An 18,834-nucleotide genomic window follows, 5' to 3' on the forward strand; every position below is an offset into this window, starting at 1 on the left:
CCCCTTGTCGCGCTTAGTTGGTGTTCGGAGCCGGTATTTCCACAGGCGCCTTCACCTGGGTCATCAGATCGTCGTTCCACTTGCCTTCCACCTTGAAGTGCGCGGTGGCGCCGAGGTCGGCGGCCTCGATCAGATTGTGCGTGACATAGGCGTAGATGCCGGGCTGCATGAACTTGTACATCGCAGCTCCCGCCGAGCCGCCGCGGATGAACCAGGTCTCGAGTCCGACTTCGGGTGCATTGCCGAATTTGCCGGTCTCCCAGACATAGTCGCCATGGCCGCCGATCAGATGCGGGCGGCTGTCGCGATTGGCCTGCGAATGCACGATCAGCACGTTCTCGCCGACATTGGCGGTGAGCGCATTCTTGCCGGTGAGCGCGCCGGCCTTGCCGTTGAACACGACATGGGAGGGGATCAGTTTCTTCATGACCTCTTCGGTGTCGGTGAAGGCTTCGCCCGGCGAGTCGTAGGACTTGAAATTGCCTTTCTCGTCACGCGGTACGTACATGTCCTGCTCGCCGATGTAGTAGACCTTGTCGTATTTCAGCGCGTGACCCTTGCCGTCGTTCAATCCGTCGCGCGGCAGCACCATCACGGCACCGTTCATGCCGGAGACGACGTGCCAGGGGATCATCGGGCCGCCGGGTGCGCAGTGATAGACGAACACGCCGGTCTTGGTCGCCTTCCAGCGCAGCACGACCTGCTCGCCGGGATTGATCAGGGTGAGCGCGCCGCCGCCGAGCGCACCGGTCGCGGAATGGAAGTCGATGTTGTGCGGCATGGTGTTGGTCGCGGGATTGACCAGCGTCGTTTCGACGTAGTCGCCCTCGTGTACCACCATCAGCGGTCCCGGCATCGAGCCGTTGAAGGTCATCGCCTGGAAGGTGGTGCCTTTCTCGTCGATGACGACCTTCTTCTCCTCGATCGTGAGCTTGAACTCCACGATCTTGGGACCTTGCTTGGTCGCCTGCTCGTGCGCGTGGACGAAGGGCGGCGCGACCAGCTCGACTTTCTGACGTGGCAGTTTGAGATCATCGGCGGCCAAAGCGGGGGTCGCCAACATCAGCGCGGTCACGGCGGCGCTGATCAATGCGGCTCTGCGGGTGAACATCGGAAGCATCCTTCATGTGAAAGGGTTTTGATGACGGATGCAGTGTGCGCCTGTTGCGGCAAGGGTGTTTGCGCTGCGACAAGCTTTGGCCGGATTCGCCTCCGGTAAAGTCCCAAAGACATTTGCCGAAGATCTCATCGGCAATGCGACGGACGCCTCGCGCGACGTCGGCCGCGCCGGCAGCAAATCGTTCGCATGTTCAGATGCGCACGATCGTGAATGCATGGCCGTCGATTAGTAAAGCTGGATCGCAATCCAGACCAGGCCCCAGACCGCGAGTGACAATGCGGTAAGGACCGCAGCCGTAATCGTCAGGATCCGGACGATATGACCAGCGCCGGCGGCGGGCGTTGCGGGCACGGGCTGGTAATCGTCGAAACGCGGAATGCGGCCGCGAACGCCGGTGAGCCAGAGAACGAGATCGAGCACGAACGGCGCCAAGGCTTGTCTCCAAAGAATGGCTTATATCCAGGTAATGGCTTGTCGCCAGGGAACGTGATTGGACGCCACCATGGCTCCGATCCGACGCTCCGACTTTGAGCGAGCGCAAGGTGCCCGGTCCGAAAACGGGTAATCCAGTGCCATCGGCATTTGCCGCGCCATTGCGCGGCATGAATTTACGAATGGGCAGGACATGAGGACTGATCTCGCAGCAAGCTATGGCGAGGAACGTCTGCCGCGCTACACGAGCTATCCGACCGCACCGCACTTTTCGACCGCGGTCGGTCCGCAGACTTATGCAGAGTGGCTCGCCAGACTCCCGGCGGGAGCCAGCGCATCGCTTTATCTGCACGTGCCGTTCTGCCGCGAAATGTGCTGGTATTGCGGCTGCCACACCCAGATCGTCCGCCGCGACGAGCTCATTGCGGCCTATCAGCGGACGTTGCGCAGCGAGATCGCGCAGGTCGCAGAGACCATTGGTCGCCGCATCAGGGTCGAGCACATCCATTTCGGCGGCGGCACGCCGACGATCATGGCGCCGGAGGCCTTTGCCGAACTGATGGCGGCGATGCGCCAGGCTTTCTTCGTGCTACCTTCGGCCGAGATCGCGGTCGAGATCGATCCCCGTACATTGACCGCCGGCATGGTCGAGGCCATGCGGCTCTCCGGCGTCAATCGCGCGAGCCTTGGTGTGCAGAGCTTCGATCCGGTCGTGCAACGTGCGATCAACCGCGTGCAGAGCTTCGAGCAGACGGCCTGCGTTGTCGACATGCTCAGGAGCGCCGGGATCGAGGGACTCAATTTCGACCTGATCTACGGGCTGCCCCATCAATCCGTCGCCTCGTGCCTGGATACCGTCCGACGCAGCCTGGCGCTCGCGCCCGATCGCTTCTCGGTGTTCGGCTACGCGCACGTGCCTGATTTCAAGAAGCACCAGCGCCTGATCAACGAGGCCGTGCTGCCCGACGGCCTTGCCCGCCACGACCAGGCCTGCGCGATCGCCAACGCGCTGAAGGAGGCCGGTTACATCCAGATCGGTCTCGATCATTTCGCGCGGCCCGGCGACGCCATGGCCGTGGCGTTCGAGGAACGGACGCTGAGGCGCAATTTCCAGGGCTATACCACCGACAAGGGCGAGGTTCTGCTTGGTTTCGGCGCGAGCGCGATCGGACATCTGCCGCAGGGCTATGTCCAGAACGAGGTGCAGATCGGCGCCTATGCGCAGAGCATTGCCGCCGGCTGCCTCGCCACCGCCAAGGGTTATGGGCTCACCGACGACGATCGGCTGCGTGCCGACATCATCGAACGCATCATGTGCGAGTTCAGCGCCGATCTCGGCGACATCTGTGCGCGCCATGGTGCAGAGGCAGGGGCGATGCTGAAATCGGCGTCCCGGCTGAAGCCGCTGATTTCTGACGGTGTCGTGAGGCTGGACGGCGACCGCATCGCAGTCGCAAAGGATTCGCGCTTCCTGGTCCGCAGCGTCGCGGCCGCGTTCGACGCGCACCTGGATCCGGGAAAGCAGTTGCATAGCAGGGCGGTGTAGTTCTCGCGCCAGCTTGCGCCTCGACAAAGAAACTCCGGCCCGCTCCGCTATCGTCGGTCCAGAACGGAGTTGTCCATGCCTTTTGATTCCGACGATCTGGTCGATGACATCATGCGCACGGCGCCGCACACGATCCGCGTGTTTCTCGCCTTCAGGATGGCTTGTGTCGGCTGTCCAATCGCAACGTTCCACACAGTGGATGACGCCTGCCGCGAGCATGGCATCGACCGCGACAAATTCCTCGCTGCGCTGTGTGATTGCGTGCCGGCGTGAAGCGGCTTGGAATTCGCGCGGGTCGCGCGCGGATTCCCGGGTGAGGGATAGCTTCGCCGCAAGCGGAGCGCCTCTCACCCCGAGCTTCAGGGAGACGTCCCGGTGCTGCTCTCAGGCCGCGCCGCTGTCGGGGTTTCGCTCCGCCAGAACGACGATCCCATGCGGATCGCGCAGGATGATGCGCTGGCGGCCGCTCTCGACCAGGCCCTGCTGTTCCCAGCCGCTCAGGATGCGGCTGACGGTGTGCAGCGTGGTGCCGGTCATCTGTGCGATGTCCTGGCGGCTGATCGGGAAGTCGATCTCGATGCCATGGTCGAGTTTTTTGCCGGACTGCTTGGCGAGCCGCAGCAGCGCATGCGCGACGCGCTGCTCGACCTGCTGGGTCGACATTTCCAGGATTCGGGTGTGGCTCTCCTGGAGCCGCGCGCCGACGGTCTGAAGCGTGTTGGCGGCGAGCGAGGGAAACCGCTCGACCAACCGCGGCCAGGCGGAAGTCGGCCAGATCAGCACCACGCTGTCGTCGACCGCGATCGCAGTGGCCGGATAGCGCGAAGCTCCGATCGCCATCGCGAGACCGAACGTTTCGCCCGGCGCGACATAGCGGACCACGATCTGCTCGCCGGTCGGCGTGGTCTTGGCCGCGCGGACATGGCCGTGCAGCAGCAGGAAGAAGGATTGCGCGTCCGCGCCCTGCTCGAAAACGGCGCTGTTCCTGGAATAGCGCGCCGAGCGGGCCTCGCGCAGGATCTCCTCGAGGTCCTCCGGCTTGACGCCCCCGAACAGCGGCAAATGCGCAACCAGCGATGCGTCGACCTTGGCCATTCTGCCTCCTTGGCACTCGGGAGTGTGATGGCACCTGCAATCGCCTGGCAGTTTGCGATAGCGCAAAACGGGCCGGGCGGGCGGCAGTATTTTTCCAGGCAACGATCCGAATTCACAGGAGTAGTCCCATGGCTGGCGCCCGATCCCGCACCTTCGAGGGCTGGCCGCTGTTTGCGAACAGCTTTCGGCCCTTTTTCCTGCTCGGCACGATCCAGGCCGGGCTGTCGATCCTGGTCTGGCTGCCGATGTTCTATGGCGAACTGTCGGTGACATCCGCCTTCGCGCCGCGCGACTGGCATGTCCACGAGATGCTCTACGGTTTCCTGCCGGCGGTGATCACCGGGTTTCTGTTCACGGCGATCCCGAACTGGACCGGGCGGCTGCCGATCCAGGGTACCTCGCTGGGCGCGTTGCTGGTGGTCTGGCTCGCCGGCCGCGCTGCGGTGACCTTGTCCGCCGATGTCGGCTGGGCGTTTGCGCTTGTCGTCGATGCCGCCTTCCTGACGCTGGTTGTCGCGGCCGCAACGCGCGAGATCGTCGCCGGCGGCAACTGGCGCAATTTGCCCGTGGTGGTGCTGGTGCTCGTGCTGCTGACCGGAAATGTCGCCTTTCATCTCGAAGCCCACTTCGAGGGCGCCGCCGATGTCAGCATCCGCGTCGGCATCGGCGTGGTCGTGCTGCTGATCTCGCTGATCGGCGGCCGCATCATCCCGAGCTTCACCCGCAACTGGCTGGTCAAGTTCAATCCCGGCCGCCTGCCGGTGCCGTTCGGACGTTTTGACGGCGCAGTGATCGGGTGCAGCGCGCTCGCGCTCATCGCATGGATCGTGGCGCCGCTGAATGCCGTCACCGGTATCGTGATGGCGTTCGTCGGTGTGTTGCATCTGGTGCGGCTTGCGCGCTGGGCTGGCGACCGCACCACCCGCGAGCGGCTGCTCCTGATCCTGCATGTCGGCTATGTCTTCGTGCCGATCGGTTTCCTGCTGCACGCCTCGGCTGCCTTCGGCGCGTTGCCGCCGAGCGCGGGGATTCATGCCTGGATGGCGGGCGCGGCTGGGACCATGACGCTCGCGGTGATGACGCGCGCGAGCCTCGGCCATACCGGGCAGGCGCTGACGGCATCACCGGCGACCCAGGGCATCTACCTTGCGATTATTGTGGCGGCGCTGGCGCGTGTCGCTGCGGTGGTGTTGCCGGCGCACAGCGATGCGCTGCTGCACATTGCCGCCTGCGGCTGGATCGTCGCGTTCCTCGGCTTTGCCATCGCGTTCGGCCCGCTGCTCGCCGGCAGTCGCCGGCGCGCGCTCGCGGTCATCGGCGTGCCCGCTCCGGCACGCTGATCCTAAGCCGCGCTCGCCGAGGGCACCTTGTCCGGCTTCGGCAGCGGCCGCACGCCACGCCGCCATTCGGTGATGGTGCAGCCGAAATGGCCGCGAAACCAGCGGGCCATCGCGCTCTGTGCGGAGAAGCCAAGCTGTCCGGCGACATCCGCCAGCGGCCGGTCGGGGTCTTCGATCAGCTGGATCACCAGATCGGCTCGCTGCGCGTCGAGGATCGCGGAGAAACTGGTGCCGGCTTCGGCAAGGTGTCGGTGGATGGTGCGGCGGGTGCAGGCGAGGTGCTCGGCAACACGTTCGACTGTGCAGTCACCGCTCGCGAGCAGGATGCGCACGACCTCGTCGACCTTCTCCTCCCAGCTTGCCGGCCGGGTTTCGATCGCCTCGATGCGCTTGCGCAGATAGCTCGCGATCAGCGGATGCGCGCTCGGGATCCGGCGCTCCATGTCGTGTGCCGACAGCAGGATCGAATCGTCCTCCGCGTTGAAGATCACACGGCAGCCGTAGAACTCGCGGTAGCGCTTGCGGTCGTGCGGCGGGGGATAATGCAGATGCACTTCCTGAGGCCGCCAATCGCTGCCGAACAGCGACTGGATGATGCGGTGGACGCTGCCGAGCGCCATGTCGATCGACTGGCGTGGTGCGGTCGGCTGCCGGCCGCGCAGATGCAGCGTGACGGTCACGGTCTGCTTGTCCCTGATGACGTCGAGCTTCATGCCCTCGTGATGGACATGGATGAAGCGCGAGAACGCCTCGATGGCTTCGCCGACGGTCGCCTGTTCGCGCACGATCAAACCGACCGCGCCGAAATTGGTCAGTCCGCCGCGCTCGGCAAGCCGCAAGCCGAAATCTTCGGCCCCGGACGCCTCTGCCGACAATTCAAGCAGGCGTCGGAGACCTGTGACAGCGATAGGCGTATCGGGCTTGTCGAGGCAGGCCAGCGGCAGCCTGACCTTGCGCATCATCTGCTTCGGGTCGAGTCCGACCGACCGGGCGACCTCCGGGTAATAGCTCAAACCTGCGCTGCGAATGAGGTCGGCCATGCGAACCCTTCCGGTCAGCCATTCCCGCAGATGTCCCGAAATGTAAAGTTTCTGTCCCGATCCGTCAAATCCGGGAACAGGGCGGAACATACATATCGGAAACCGAAGCACTGGCGGGAATGCCCGTGCTCACGACGGCACGAAAGGGCGATGGGGCCCGCGGCCGTCTCGGGCCATTTGACCAACACATTATTGGATCGGGATTATGCCGGGGAACATGGTTTCCAAGGGTGAGGTATTCGTCATCGACACCGACGCCGCCTCCCGCGAACAACTTTCAAACGCGCTCCAACAGAGCGCCTATGACGTGATCTGCTTTGCCGACGGTGCGTCTCTGCTCTCGGAAACCAAGGCGCGGATGCCGGCCTGCGTTCTCCTGGAACTGCCGCCCGATCGCGCCGGCCTCGACGTGCTCAAGCGCCTGCGCGAGGAAAACTGCATGGCGCCGGTGCTGGTGACGTCGGCGAACGGCAGCATCGCCATGGCGGTCGACGCCATCAAGCGCGGCGCGGCCGACTTCATCGAGAAGCCGTTCCGCACCCATGACATCGTCGGCCGGATCGACGCCGCCATCGACGAGTTCGCGCAGCCCGGCTCGAACCGGCAGCGCTGGCTGCCCGGCTGCGAGCCCCTGACCTCGCGTGAAGGCGACGTGCTCGAACATCTCGCGGCCGGCCTGACCAACAAGGAGATCGCCCGGCGCATGCATCTCAGCGCACGGACGGTCGAGGGCTACCGCGCCGGCATCCTGAAGAAGGCCGGCGCCAGGAACGTAACCGATCTGCTCCGCCGCATCTTCGGCCAGGGTTCGCCCACACAGGCCTGAAGGGTTGGCCGCGGAACGACGATGCGTTCCGGGGCCATGGTGCCGCCGCAGCGGCGCCCCACGGAAACCCCAATCGAACCAGTTCCTTCCCTGCCGCGTCTCACCACGATGGCGAGGCATCTTTTCGCGCGTCCGGCTGGCGGCGCAGCGATACCGGCAGGGAGGAATTTCATGCGCACCATCGCGAAATATCTGGCGACGACGAGCCTGGTCCTGGTGACCAATGCGGTCGCGTTGCCGTCATGGGCCGCCGATGTGGACGCCACATCGGCCATCGACACCGTCACCGTCTATCCCGACGGCGCCACCGTCACCCGCATCATCGCGCTGGACCTAGCCTCCGGCGACTCAACGCTGGTCGCCAAGGATTTTCCGCTCTCGCTCGATCCGTCCTCCCTTCGTGTCGAGGGCGAGGCGGGCGCCAAGCTGACCATCGGAACGATCGATGCGCGGCCGCCCCGTGCCGCGCCGCCGGTCAACCTCTCCGAACTCGACAAACGCATCGAAACGCTCAAGGACGAGCGCGCCGATTTGCAGGGAGCAATCGATGCGGCGGTCGCGCGGCGCAAATTCGCCCAGCGCTTTGCCGAAGTGTCCCCTGTCGGCCTCGGCGAGAAAGGCGAGGCCCGTCCGATCACCGAATGGCGGGCGGCGTTCGGCGCAGTCGGTGAGGAGATCGCGACCGCCGACACTGCGATCCGTGACGCCACGCGAAAGCAGCGCGAGATCGATCGCCAGATCGCGCAGCTGGACGCCGAGCGCTCCGCCAAGCCGCCAAGCAAGCTCGAGGTGCGGATCGACGTCGCCTCGGCAGCAGCGACCAAGGCAACGCTGCGGGTAACCTACGCGGTGCGCAATGCCCGCTGGATGCCGCTCTACGACGCCCGGCTCGACACCGGCGCCAAGGACCGCAAGCCGCAGCTCGAGCTGGTTCGGCGCGCCGAGGTGACGCAGTCGACCGGCGAGGACTGGTCGAACGTCACGCTCGGCGTTTCCACGGTCCGCATCGGCCGCGGCGGCAGCGCGCCGGAGCTGAACTCGCTGGTTGCGCAGTATCCGCAGGTGCCGAAGCCGCGGGCGCTGGGGTCGGTCTCTGATACCGCAATGCCTGCGGCGGCGCCAATGCTGCAGCGAAAGGTGGAATCTTTCGCGGCCAAGGCGGCCGACGATATCCGCGAGCGCGCCGACGAGCAGCAGGCGGTTGCCGAGATCGGCGGCTTCCAGGCGACATTCAAAGTTCCCGGACGTGTCAGCCTCGGCGCCGCCGAGGGCGCCAAGAGCCTGCGCATCGCTTCGATGAACGTGCCGGCCGATCTCATGGTGCGTGCGGCACCGGTGATGGACCCCACCGCCTTCCTCGAAGCCAGCTTCAAGCAGACCGACGACACGACGCTGTTGCCGGGCAAGGTCGCAATCTATCGCGACGGAATCTTCGTCGGCCGCGGCAAGCTCTCGGCCTCGGCCAAGGACGACATCGTGCGGCTCGGCTTCGGCGCCGACGACAAGGTCAAGATCGAGCGCGCGGTGCTCAAGCGCAACGAGGGTTCGGCCGGCCTCCTGGTCACGACGTCGAAGACCGACGAGCGTTCGTTCAAGACGACTATCCGCAACGGTCACGACTTCCCGATCAAGGTCGCAATCGAGGATCAGTTGCCGGTGAGCGAGAACGAGGACATCGTCGTCGAGATGCTGCCCGCGACCACCCCGCCGACCACGAGCAACATCCGCGACCGGCGCGGCGTGCTGGAATGGTCGTTCGACGCCAAGCCCGGCGAGGCCCGCGACATCAATTTCGCCTGGCGCATCCGCTGGCCGAAGGACAAGAGCATGGTGATCGTACCGGCGGGTTAATGACGGCACGCCCACCTCCCCCCGCAAGGACGGGGAGAGGTGGGCAAAGCAATCGATTACTCCGCCTTCAGGAAGTCCGCGACTTCGAGCAGCATGAACTCGTTGTCGTCGGCCTTGTTGGGATCGCGGCTGGACGAGAACGGCAGATTGTTGTCGTTGCCGACGATGATATGGGTCTCGTCGACGCGACGACGTTCTCGATGGTGAAGAACGGGAAGGTGTAGACGCCGTCGTTGAGGGCTTTGCGCGCCTTCTTGTCGGGGTCCTGGATCTTGATCAGGTCGATATAGCCGACCTCGCGCACGGGTTTGCCGACATTGGCGTCCGAGAGCTCGATCTTGTAGACGCGCTTGAACTTGGCGACGTCGGGGAAGCAGTTCTCGCCGCGGGTGCCTTGCGGGCAGGCCTTGTCGGCCGTGCCTTCGCCATTGTCGCGCTCGATGACGAGGCCTGAGGCCTGATCGATCATGTTGAAGTCGCCGATGGCGTTGCCGTTCTGCTCGAACACGTACTGCCAGTAGCGGCCGGTGAATTTTTCGGAGGCGACGTCGAATTCGAGGATGCGGGAGGCTTCCTTGCCGTCGACCTTTTCCCAGTCCTTCTTGTCGGCGTCCCACAGCGGGCCTTCGAGCAGGCCGTAGAGGAACTTGCCGTCCTTGTACGAGGCAAAGCCCTCATAGCCCTTGGAGCGTCGGAGGTTGACGTTGGTGTAGGTCGCGCCCGGTGCGCCGGGCGTTGCCACCGCCCAGTTGTCGGGTGAGCGCACCGGCTTGCCGTCGGCCACGGTCTCGAACAGCCCGAGGATCTTGCCGGTCTTGTCGGCCTTCAGGATGTAGGGGCCGAACTCGTCGCCGATCCAGAAGGTGTCGCCGATGATCTGGAAACCTTCGGTGTCGAAGTCCGAGCCGGTGAGGTAGCGCGTCTGCGTGTCCTCGTGCACGATGCGGAACGGCACGCGTCTGTCGGGATCGTGCAGGAACACGGTTTCCAGTCGCTCGATCTTGTCGCTCGCCCAATCCATCTTGTAGCGGTTGAGGTACAGCATCGAATCCGGCGAGTTGGCGCGCGCGCCCATGCCGTTGTCCGTGATCACCCAGAAGCTGCCGTCGGGCATATGCTTGATGCCGGAATGGCCCTGGAGCGGCTGGCCCTTGAACGGCAGCGACACGCCGGTCGGACGCTCCGCGGACTTGCCCATCACCGTGCCGAGCGCATCGACGCGCTTGCCGGTGGTGTATTTGCCGGAGGTCTTGAGATCGGCGGGGGCGTCGGCCGGCGCGTCGATGAACGTGGCGGCCAGCATCACCACGTGGCCGGCGAGCTTGGCGGGAAATTCGCCTTCGCTCTGCGCGAGCGCGGCGCTCGCGGTGAGAATGATCGTTGCGACGGTGCCAAGAAAAGTCGCGCGCATGAGCGTCTCCTGTTATCGGAGGCCGTCTTATGCGGACCGCACATTGCAGTTTTGTGATGCCGGGCGAAACGCCGCAGGGTTATGCTATTCCTTTACCGCGCGCTGCGCCTCACGCGGTCTCGTAGACCAGTCTGGTGAAGAAACCGGGGTCGATCAGAAATTGTCCCCACCTCGCGTCGAACGCTTCTGTCGGCTTGGCGGCGACCGTCTCGTCGCGTGTCCTTCCCTGCTTCTTGAGATTGCCGACATTGTCCCTGATAGCGGCCAGCATGTCGCGGAATTCCTGCAGCTCGGCCTTGTTGCTTACGGGCTTGCCGTGACCGGTAATGATGATGGTGTCGTTGTTGGCGGCCGCCAGATTGGCGTCGCAGGCCGCGATCATGCCGCCGATGCTGCCGCCAGTCGAATGGTCGATGAAGGGGTAGATGCTGTTCCAGTAGGTGTCACCGGCGTGAAGAATGTTCGCCTCGGCAAATACGACTGAGATGTCGCCATCGGTATGAGCCGGACCGTTATATTTCAGCGCGATGGATGCGCCGTTGATCTTGAGATGATGCTCCTTGGCGAAGACCTCCGTCGGGACTGCCTTCGTCGCGAGAGGCAGGAAATTGTAATCCCAGTCTTCGACCCGCTGAATGCTGGAGAGATGCTTGCGGGTATTTTCGTGCGCAATGATCTTCGCGCCCGCGGCGCTCAGCCATTCATTGCCGTCGGCGTGGTCGAAATGCCAGTGCGTGTTGATGAGATGCGCGATCGGCTCGTTGCCAAGCTCGGCTAGTGCCTTGCTGAGCTGCGGGCGCGAGACGCCGATGCCACCGTCGACCAGAAGCTTGCCGTCAGGTCCCGTGAGCACGGCGATGTTGCCGCCGGATCCTTCGAGCACGCTGATGTTGTTGCGCAGCTTGTAAGTTTTGATCGGTGACGTCGCCGCGCTGTCCTTGATCAGGCTGACGAGGCCGCGGGCCTCGGCGTAGGCCTGTCGGGGGCTGAGCCATCCGCCTGTGGCGGCGAACGCAGCGGCGCCGACGCAACAGAAGCAAAATCCGCGTCGCGACATTGAATGGAGATTTGGCGCTCCCATGCGAATCTCGCTTTCCGGGGCGAGTCTCGATGGCACCACGGTCGCCCTGCCGATGGTGCGGCAAAATGCGACCAAGGCGGACAGCAGTCTATCAGGATTGCACGATCAGTTTCCGTGCGGTGGCCCGCTACTCCTTCACAGCGCCGGTCAGCGACGACACGTCGTAGTCCACGAGCCGCGACTGGAAGATCGCAACCGGCAGCGAGCCGAGCAGCGATCCTGCCATCAGCGCACCCCATTGATAGACGGGCGCAGTGCCCGGGGCCTCGCATCACCTGTCGAGCGTTATCCGCCGTAACACGGCTTGCCGGCCATCTGCATTGCGCGGCTGCACCGGGGCAGCTTTTTGGTCTGTGGTTGCTTGCTATTCTGTTTGGTTGCGCTTGAGCTGCCAGTCTGGGCCTGCACGCTGGATGTGGCAGGGATGACGAACAGAGTCGCAACGACAATCAAAGCCAATGTCTTCATGTCAAATGCTCCAGAAAACAATGTGCAATGGCCTGGAGCTTATGCATGAGGCAGGCGCGTGTAAGAACGGCGCGAATCGCGCCAGACGTGTTTCGGGCGGTGCCGTTGAACGCGTTCCCGGAGCTTGGCTACTCCTTCACCGCGCCAGTCAGCGAGGACACGTAGTAATCCACGAACAGCGAATAGAAGATCGCAACGGGCAGCGAGCCGAGCAGCGAGCCCGCCATCAGCGCACCCCATTGGTAGACGTCGCCGGTGACGAGCTCGGTCAGGATCGCGACCGGCACGGTCTTGTTGGCGCCGCTCTGGATGAAGGCGAGCGCGTAGATGAACTCGTTCCAGGACAGCGTGAAGGAGAAGATGCCGGCCGAGATCAGCCCGGGCACCGCGAGCGGCAGCGTGATCCGGCGCAGGATCTGGAGCCTTGTGGCGCCGTCGACCAGCGCGCATTCCTCGAGCTCGTAGGGAATCGACTTGAAATAGCCGATCAGCAGCCAGGTGCAGAACGGCACCAGGAAGGTCGGATAAACCAGGATCAGCGCCATCGGTGAGTCGAACAGGCCGAACTGCACCACGACGGTCGCGAGCGGGATGAACAGGATCGACGGCGGCACGAGATAGGCAAGGTAAATGCCGAGGCCGACATAGGGGCTGCCGCGGAAGCGCAGGCGCTCGATCGCATAGGCGGCCAGCGTGCTCGCGATCAGCGACAGCGTGGTCGAGCCGACCGCGACCAGCATCGTCGTCCACAGCCAGCGCGGATAGGCGGTGTCGAACAAAAGGTGCTTGATGTGCGCCAGCGTCGGCGAGGTGATCCAGAACGGATTGTGCTCCTTGTAGTTCATCAGCTCCGCGTTCGGCTTGAACGACGTGATCGCCATCCAGTAGAACGGAAACAAGAGGATCAGCACGAAGCAGCCGAGCGGCAGGTAGATCATCATCAGCCGCCGCAGCCCGGAATCCCAGGCCATCGTGTCCGGCGCCGCCTTGGCGTCGGCGACGGACGGTTGGGCGACGGTATCAGTCATTGCTCTCTCCCTGCTGCCATTTGCGGCGCGCCAGGCCGAAATAGGAGAACAGCGTCGCGAACACCAGGAACGGGATCATCGACACGGCGATGGCGGCACCTTCGCCGAGCTCGCCGCCGGCAATGCCGCGCTGGAAGGCCAGCGTGGCCAGCAGATGGGTCGAGTTGCCGGGGCCGCCGCGGGTGATGGCGTAGACGAGCTGGAAATCGGTGAACGTGAAGATGATCGAGAAGGTCATGACGATCGCGAGGATCGGCATCATCATCGGGAAGGTGATGTAGCGGAAGCGCTGCCAGGCGCTGGCGCCGTCGAGCATCGCCGCCTCGTAGAGCGAGGGCGAGATGGTCTGCAGGCCCGCCAGCAGCGAGATTGCGACGAAGGGAATGCCGCGCCAGATATTGGCGGCGATCAGCGAGAAGCGCGCCGGCCAGGGCGAGCCGAGGAAGTCGATATTGGTGCTGCGCACATGCAGCACGTCGACCAGCAGGTAGGAGATGATCGAGAACTGGGGATCGTAGATCCACCAGAACGCCAGCGCCGACAGCACCGTCGGCACGATCCAGGGTAGCAGGATGATCGCGCGCAGCAGGCTCTTGAACGGAAAATGGTTGTTGAGCAGCAGCGCCAGCCAGAAGCCGAGCGCGAACTTCCCGAAGGTCGCGATTCCGGTGTAGACCACGCTGTAGAACACCGCGTTCCACCACAGGGAATCGGTGAGCAGGTACTGGAAGTTCTCGAAGCCGACGAAAACGCCCTTTCGTCCGATCGTGGTGTCGGTGAAGGCAAGCCAGATGCCGAGGCCGAGCGGATAGGTCAGGAACACCGCGAGCAGCCCGATCGCGGGCGCGAGACACATCACGACCAGGAACGGCTTGTAGTCGAACAGGCGGACCAGCCAGGACGGCTGCCGGTGTGCCAGGGCGAGAGGGGGAAGTGTGGTCACGGACATCGGTTTTTATTGTCCTGTCTGCGAAAGTCACCACGCCGTCATTACGAGCGAAGCGAAGCAATCCAGTCTGTCTCCGCAGTTGCAGTCTGGATTGCTTCGTCGCTTCGCTCCTCGCAATGACGGCCGTTGCTTCCGTCGTTACTTCTGCCGCCGGAAGTACCGTTTGCTGCGCTGCTCGGCTTCCGCGGCCGCGGCTTCCGGCGTGGCAGCGCCGGTCGCGACGGACGCGAACATCTGAATCAGCACGTAGTCGGCGCTGACGGCGCCGGTCGCCGTCGATATCGGTCCCGCGTAACCGTCATAGTATGTGCTCTTCATTGTGTCCTTGAACAGCGCCACCTTGGGATCCTGCGACCACACGGCGGCCTCGGCATAGGCGGCCAGCGGCTGCGACCAGTAGCCGGAATTGGCATTGAGCCACGGCTCGTACTGGTCCTTTTCCAGCATGTATTGCAGGAAGGCCTTGGCGGCATTGGGGTACTTGCTGTGCTTGAACACCATGGCGTTCAGCGTCAGGCCCGCCATCGGCGAGACCTTGGCCACGCCCTTCGGCAGCAGTTGATGCTCGCTGTCCTCGGCAATCGCCTTGGTCGCCGGATCGTTCTTCAGCGAGAAGTACAGCGAGACGCCGTTGGCGGTCAGCGCGATCTCCTGCGCGGCATAGGCGCGGTTGTTGCTGACGTCGTTCCACGACGTCGTACCCGCGATGAAGGTCGGGTAGAGCTGCTTGACCCAGTTCAGCGCCGCAATCGTCTCCTTGCTGTTGATGACGACGTCGCCCGCTTCGTTGAGCAAGGCGCCGTTGTGCGACCACAGCGCCCAGCTCGCGAAGCCGTTGCCGTCGCCCTTGGCGTTGCCGAGCGCGAAGCCCGCCGGTTTGCCGGCCTTCTGGAGCTTCTGGCACAGGTCGAGGATGCCGGCATGGTCTTCCGGCACCTTGTCGAAGCCGACCGATTTCAAAATCGACTTGCGGTAGATCAGGGGGCCTGCGGTGGCGCCGAACGGCAGTCCGATCCAGGCGTCGCTCTTGTTCTTCTTCCCGTAGCGCTGCGCCAGGGGCAGCCAGCCGCCGTAACGCTTCCCGACATAGTCGGCCACGTCGGTCAGTTCGATCAGCTTGTCGATATAGATGTGCGGCGCATCGGAGAAGCCGATGATGATGTCGGGGCCGGCGCCGGAATTGGCGGTCACCGCGGTCTGCTGGTTGATGTCTTCCCAGCCGACGAAGTCGACCTTGACCTCGACGCCGGTTTCCTTGGTGAACTTGGCCGCATTGGCGCGGAACACGTCCTCGTCGGCCTGGACGAAGCGTACCGGCCGCAGCATGCTCAAGGTTGCGCCCTTTTCGATCGGCAGTTTCGGCGCGGGGACGTCCGCGGCCTTGATCGCGGATTGGGCGTTCGCCGGAGCACCGGTTGCCGCGATGGCCGCAGCGGACAGGCCCAGCGCCAAGGCATCACGACGTGTGATGTCGTTCCTCATCAGATCCTCCCTGTTATGTCTCCCTTCCCGGCGTTGATCGCCGGTGAAGGGCCTTGATGGTCCTCGACGCTCTTTGCGCCGGCCGCCTTAGCTGTTCGGCCCGCGGTCCATGCTGACGGGTTGCCAGCGGCGGAGCGCGGTGTCTTGCAGCACCGACGGATTGACGCAGCTTACCGGCCACATGCCCTGAAGCACCAGTGACAATTCGTAGCCCACCCGGCGCTTGCGCGCCTCGTCAAACCGTGCCGAGGCTGAGGCGACATGGGCGGTCAGGGTCACGTTCTCCATGCTGAGGAGGGGGTTGTTGTGCGAGGGCGGTTCCTTCTCCAGCACATCGAGGGCGGCATGGGCGATCCAGCCCTCCTGCAGCGCTTTGATCAGGCTTTCCTCGTCCACCGTGGCGCCGCGGCCGGTGTTGACGAAGACCGAGCCCTTCTTCATCTGCCGGAAATGCTTCTCGGTCAGCATGTGATGCACCTCGGGCCGGGCTGGGGCGTGCATCGACACGAAGTCGGATTGCGACAGCACCTCGTTCAGCGTCGCCGGGATGACGCCGTGGTCGTACATCAGCGTTTCCTGGATGAAGGGATCGTAGGCCATCATGCGCAGGCCGAACGGAGCGGCGCGCTTCGCGACTGCACGCGCGACGCGTCCGAACGAGATGAAGCCCAGCGTCTGACCCATCAGCCGCGGGACCTTCAGGAGCGCCGGCCGTCCCTCGGCCCAGCGGCCGCTGCGCACCATCTTGTCCTGCTCGACCAGGCGGCGGAATCCAGCGAGCAGCAGCATCATGGCATGGTCGGCGACCTCCTCGATGAAGGTGTCGGGGATGTTGGTGACGGGAATGCCGCGGGCGGTGGCCGCCTTCACGTCGACGCTGTCGACGCCGACCGAGCCGAGCGTGATCACCTTGCAGCCCTCCAGCGCGTCGATGATGGTCTTGGTGATCGGGATGCCCTTGGCGTAGATCGCGTCAGCATTCTTCGCGGCGGCGATGAATTCGGCCTCGTTGGCGGGCGCCTCGACGATCTCGGCATCGATCGGATCGAGCGCCTCGCGCTCGTAGGAATAGTCGCTGCCGGCGACCGTGAAACTCGCGCCCTTCGGCGTCACCACCCTGTATTTCGGCATGTCCTGCTCCCGATCCGGTTTCTTGTTGTGACCCGCGTTCGCACGGGCCTTTGCGTCTTTTACGCGAAATCGATGCCCTTGCGTACAATTCCCGGTTGTCCGAACGAGGATAAATTTCCCGTTGTCCTTGCGTTTTCCGGGCTTCTACGGAGGTACGTAAGTAACTTGCTAAGGCCTCTCGCACTAAAAGTTGATTCGATTTCTACCGATCTGGTCGCGTGCCCCATCCCATTATTTGCCGGAGCTATCCCGTGAAATTGAGCAATCTGAAGATCGCCCCCAAGCTCGGCATTCTGGTCGGCGTCACCTTGTTCGGTCTCTGCATTTCCGGGGTCCTCGCCGGATACCTGATGAAGCAGGAGATGGTGAACGCGCGTATCGATCAAGCCAAGGCGATCGTGGAGATGGGACGGAACTACGCCGCCGCCCTCAGGAAGCGGGTCGACGCCGGCGAACTGACGAAGGATGCGGCCTTGGCCGAACTTCGCCGTTACGGCAACGCGATGACCTACGACAACGGCTCGGGCTATCTGTTCGGCACGTCCTATGACGGCATCACCCAGCTCGCGCCCGATCCGAAGCAGATCGGCACCAACCGCATGGATGTCGTGACCAATGGTCGAAAGCTGTCGACCGAACTGATGGACGGCGTCAAGGCCAATGGTTCGATCCTGCTGTATTATGAATATGTGAAGCCCGGTCAGGAGAAGCCGATTCGCAAGCTCGGCTACGCGCTCGCAGTCCCCGGCTTCGACATGTATCTCGGCACCGGCGCCTATCTCGACGACATCGACGCCAAGATGGGCCCGGTGTTCTGGCTGCTCGGCCTCGCCTTGCTCGGTATCGTCATCGTCGCCGGAAGTGTTGCCTGGCTGATCGGCCGCAGCATCAGCCGTCCGCTGGTGCTGCTCGGTGCCCGCATGAAGGATCTCGCCGACGGCAAGCTCGAAGGCGACATCCCCGGTGTCGGCCGTGGCGACGAGGTCGGCGCGATGGCTTCGACCGTCCAGATCTTCAAGGACAACGCGGTCCGTATCCGCGAAATCGAGAAGACCGAGGCCGATGCCAAGGAGCGTGCCGCGGCGGAACGTCGCAGTGCCATGGAAGGTATCGCCAGCGACTTCGAACGCAGCGTCAACGGCATCGTCCGCTCGGTCTCCTCGGCCGCGGCTGGCATGCAGAGCACGGCGCAGTCGATGACCGCGACCGCGAGCGACGCCTCGTCGCGCGCCGCCACTGTCGGTGCCGCCTCGCAGAAGGCCTCCGGCAATGTCGGCACGGTTGCCGCCGCCGCCGAAGAGCTGTCGAGCTCGGTTGCGGAAATCTCCCGCCAGGTCACGCGCTCGACCGAAGTGGCGAGCCGCGCGGTCAACGATGCCGAGCGCACCAACGCCACGGTGCAGGAACTCTCCACCGGCGCCGAGAAGATCGGCGAGGTGGTCAAGCTGATCCATTCGATCGCGGCGCAGACCAATCTGCTCGCGCTCAACGCCACCATCGAGGCGGCGCGTGCCGGCGAATCCGGCCGCGGCTTCGCCGTCGTCGCCTCCGAGGTCAAGGCGCTCGCCAACCAGACCGCGAAGGCGACCGAGGAAATCTCCGCTCAGGTTGCGGCAATGCAGACTTCGACCAGCGATGCCGTCGCGGCCATTGCCGGCATCACCCAGACCATCGCCGAGATGAGCGAGATCACCGCCGGCATTTCCTCGTCCATCGAGCAGCAGGGCGAGGCAACCCGCGAGATCGCCCGCAACATCCAGTCGGTCGCGGCGGGATCGAACGAGATCAACGCCAATATCGGCAGCGTCACCTCGGCCGCGGAAGCGACCGGCACGGCGGCCACCGACGTGCTCACCAACGCCCGCGAGCTGGACAGCCAGTCCGGCGCGCTGCGCAGCGCCGTCGACGGCTTCCTCGCCAAGGTGCGCGCGGCTTAAATCTCGCGATGAATTCGCAGGGTGGGCAAAGGCGCGCAAGCGCCGTGCCCACCTTTTCTTTTCGGTTCGTTGAAATGTCGGTGGGCACGCTTCGCTT

15 protein-coding genes and 2 pseudogenes are annotated in these 18,834 nt (G+C 64.1%); 6 read left to right on the forward strand and 11 right to left on the reverse strand.

Annotation, left to right across the window (positions count from 1 at the left end; genetic code table 11):
- Window positions 1-13: 13 nt before the first annotated feature.
- Together nirK and NR187_RS03510 are read right to left on the reverse strand one after the other, a co-directional pair.
- The gene (gene nirK, locus NR187_RS03505; RefSeq protein WP_211382268.1) at window positions 14-1,111 is read right to left on the reverse strand and encodes a copper-containing nitrite reductase; all 1,098 of its coding nucleotides are present in this window, start codon (window positions 1,109-1,111) and stop codon (window positions 14-16) included.
- Between the two features lie 234 nt (window positions 1,112-1,345).
- Window positions 1,346-1,552 (reverse strand): hypothetical protein, encoded by a 207-nt coding sequence (locus NR187_RS03510; RefSeq protein ID WP_211382269.1) that lies wholly within the window; start codon window positions 1,550-1,552, stop codon window positions 1,346-1,348.
- A gap of 193 nt (window positions 1,553-1,745) precedes the next feature.
- On the opposite strand from NR187_RS03510, the gene hemN reads away from it, so the two are divergent.
- Entirely contained in the window at window positions 1,746-3,098 is a 1,353-nt protein-coding gene (hemN, locus tag NR187_RS03515; RefSeq protein WP_211382270.1) for an oxygen-independent coproporphyrinogen III oxidase, read from the forward strand.
- Window positions 3,099-3,173: 75 nt separating this feature from the next.
- A complete protein-coding gene (locus NR187_RS03520; protein ID WP_211382271.1) occupies window positions 3,174-3,371 on the forward strand; it encodes a DUF1858 domain-containing protein in 198 nt (65 codons plus the stop codon).
- 111 nt (window positions 3,372-3,482) lie between these two features.
- Here the strand turns inward: NR187_RS03520 and NR187_RS03525 are convergent, their stop codons facing one another.
- Window positions 3,483-4,193: a Crp/Fnr family transcriptional regulator gene (locus NR187_RS03525; protein ID WP_256805714.1), complete on the reverse strand. Its 711-nt coding sequence runs from the start codon at window positions 4,191-4,193 to the stop codon at window positions 3,483-3,485.
- 128 nt (window positions 4,194-4,321) lie between these two features.
- Here NR187_RS03525 and NR187_RS03530 point away from each other — a divergent pair, with 128 nt between their 5' ends.
- The gene (locus NR187_RS03530) at window positions 4,322-5,533 is read left to right on the forward strand and encodes an NnrS family protein (RefSeq protein ID WP_211382273.1); all 1,212 of its coding nucleotides are present in this window, start codon (window positions 4,322-4,324) and stop codon (window positions 5,531-5,533) included.
- Window positions 5,534-5,535: 2 nt separating this feature from the next.
- Here NR187_RS03530 and NR187_RS03535 read toward each other — a convergent pair whose 3' ends face one another.
- A complete protein-coding gene (locus NR187_RS03535) occupies window positions 5,536-6,573 on the reverse strand; it encodes an AraC family transcriptional regulator (RefSeq protein WP_211382274.1) in 1,038 nt (345 codons plus the stop codon).
- 205 nt (window positions 6,574-6,778) lie between these two features.
- Here NR187_RS03535 and NR187_RS03540 point away from each other — a divergent pair, with 205 nt between their 5' ends.
- Window positions 6,779-7,399 (forward strand): response regulator transcription factor, encoded by a 621-nt coding sequence (locus tag NR187_RS03540; RefSeq protein ID WP_256805715.1) that lies wholly within the window; start codon window positions 6,779-6,781, stop codon window positions 7,397-7,399.
- A gap of 171 nt (window positions 7,400-7,570) precedes the next feature.
- The gene (locus NR187_RS03545) at window positions 7,571-9,250 is read left to right on the forward strand and encodes a mucoidy inhibitor MuiA family protein (RefSeq protein ID WP_211382276.1); all 1,680 of its coding nucleotides are present in this window, start codon (window positions 7,571-7,573) and stop codon (window positions 9,248-9,250) included.
- A gap of 56 nt (window positions 9,251-9,306) precedes the next feature.
- On the opposite strand, the pseudogene NR187_RS03550 reads toward NR187_RS03545, so the two are convergent.
- From NR187_RS03550 to NR187_RS03580, 7 genes and pseudogenes are all read right to left on the reverse strand, one after another.
- Window positions 9,307-10,661: pseudogene (locus NR187_RS03550) on the reverse strand (esterase-like activity of phytase family protein).
- Between the two features lie 109 nt (window positions 10,662-10,770).
- Window positions 10,771-11,742 carry an MBL fold metallo-hydrolase gene (locus NR187_RS03555; RefSeq protein ID WP_256805716.1) on the reverse strand — a complete coding sequence of 324 codons (972 nt, stop codon included), beginning with the start codon at window positions 11,740-11,742 and terminating at the stop codon, window positions 10,771-10,773.
- Window positions 11,743-11,869: 127 nt separating this feature from the next.
- A pseudogene (locus tag NR187_RS03560) lies at window positions 11,870-11,989 on the reverse strand (carbohydrate ABC transporter permease); the annotation flags it as partial.
- Window positions 11,990-12,338: 349 nt separating this feature from the next.
- The gene (locus NR187_RS03565; RefSeq protein WP_306235220.1) at window positions 12,339-13,181 is read right to left on the reverse strand and encodes a carbohydrate ABC transporter permease; all 843 of its coding nucleotides are present in this window, start codon (window positions 13,179-13,181) and stop codon (window positions 12,339-12,341) included.
- 49 nt (window positions 13,182-13,230) lie between these two features.
- A complete protein-coding gene (locus NR187_RS03570; RefSeq protein ID WP_256805717.1) occupies window positions 13,231-14,187 on the reverse strand; it encodes a carbohydrate ABC transporter permease in 957 nt (318 codons plus the stop codon).
- A gap of 138 nt (window positions 14,188-14,325) precedes the next feature.
- A complete protein-coding gene (locus NR187_RS03575; RefSeq protein WP_256805718.1) occupies window positions 14,326-15,669 on the reverse strand; it encodes an ABC transporter substrate-binding protein in 1,344 nt (447 codons plus the stop codon).
- A gap of 87 nt (window positions 15,670-15,756) precedes the next feature.
- A complete protein-coding gene (locus NR187_RS03580) occupies window positions 15,757-16,800 on the reverse strand; it encodes a C-terminal binding protein (RefSeq protein ID WP_211382282.1) in 1,044 nt (347 codons plus the stop codon).
- 251 nt (window positions 16,801-17,051) lie between these two features.
- Between NR187_RS03580 and NR187_RS03585 the strand changes: the two genes are divergently transcribed.
- Window positions 17,052-18,737 (forward strand): methyl-accepting chemotaxis protein, encoded by a 1,686-nt coding sequence (locus tag NR187_RS03585; RefSeq protein WP_256805719.1) that lies wholly within the window; start codon window positions 17,052-17,054, stop codon window positions 18,735-18,737.
- The last annotated feature ends 97 nt before the right edge of the window (window positions 18,738-18,834 follow it).

The organism is Bradyrhizobium sp. Bra64 (assembly GCF_024519875.1).
Classification (GTDB): domain Bacteria; phylum Pseudomonadota; class Alphaproteobacteria; order Rhizobiales; family Xanthobacteraceae; genus Bradyrhizobium; species Bradyrhizobium japonicum_G.

Bases quoted from the DNA above. Each gene is read 5' to 3' on its own strand.
- nirK (WP_211382268.1), bottom strand. From the start codon at position 1,111: ATGTTCACCCGCAGAGCCGCATTGATCAGCGCCGCCGTGACCGCGCTG.
- hemN (WP_211382270.1), top strand. From the start codon at position 1,746: ATGAGGACTGATCTCGCAGCAAGCTATGGCGAGGAACGTCTGCCGCGC.
- NR187_RS03520 (WP_211382271.1), top strand. From the start codon at position 3,174: ATGCCTTTTGATTCCGACGATCTGGTCGATGACATCATGCGCACGGCG.
- NR187_RS03525 (WP_256805714.1), bottom strand. From the start codon at position 4,193: ATGGCCAAGGTCGACGCATCGCTGGTTGCGCATTTGCCGCTGTTCGGG.
- NR187_RS03530 (WP_211382273.1), top strand. From the start codon at position 4,322: ATGGCTGGCGCCCGATCCCGCACCTTCGAGGGCTGGCCGCTGTTTGCG.
- NR187_RS03535 (WP_211382274.1), bottom strand. From the start codon at position 6,573: ATGGCCGACCTCATTCGCAGCGCAGGTTTGAGCTATTACCCGGAGGTC.
- NR187_RS03540 (WP_256805715.1), top strand. From the start codon at position 6,779: ATGCCGGGGAACATGGTTTCCAAGGGTGAGGTATTCGTCATCGACACC.
- NR187_RS03545 (WP_211382276.1), top strand. From the start codon at position 7,571: ATGCGCACCATCGCGAAATATCTGGCGACGACGAGCCTGGTCCTGGTG.
- NR187_RS03555 (WP_256805716.1), bottom strand. From the start codon at position 11,742: ATGGGAGCGCCAAATCTCCATTCAATGTCGCGACGCGGATTTTGCTTC.
- NR187_RS03565 (WP_306235220.1), bottom strand. From the start codon at position 13,181: ATGGCCTGGGATTCCGGGCTGCGGCGGCTGATGATGATCTACCTGCCG.
- NR187_RS03570 (WP_256805717.1), bottom strand. From the start codon at position 14,187: ATGTCCGTGACCACACTTCCCCCTCTCGCCCTGGCACACCGGCAGCCG.
- NR187_RS03575 (WP_256805718.1), bottom strand. From the start codon at position 15,669: ATGAGGAACGACATCACACGTCGTGATGCCTTGGCGCTGGGCCTGTCC.
- NR187_RS03580 (WP_211382282.1), bottom strand. From the start codon at position 16,800: ATGCCGAAATACAGGGTGGTGACGCCGAAGGGCGCGAGTTTCACGGTC.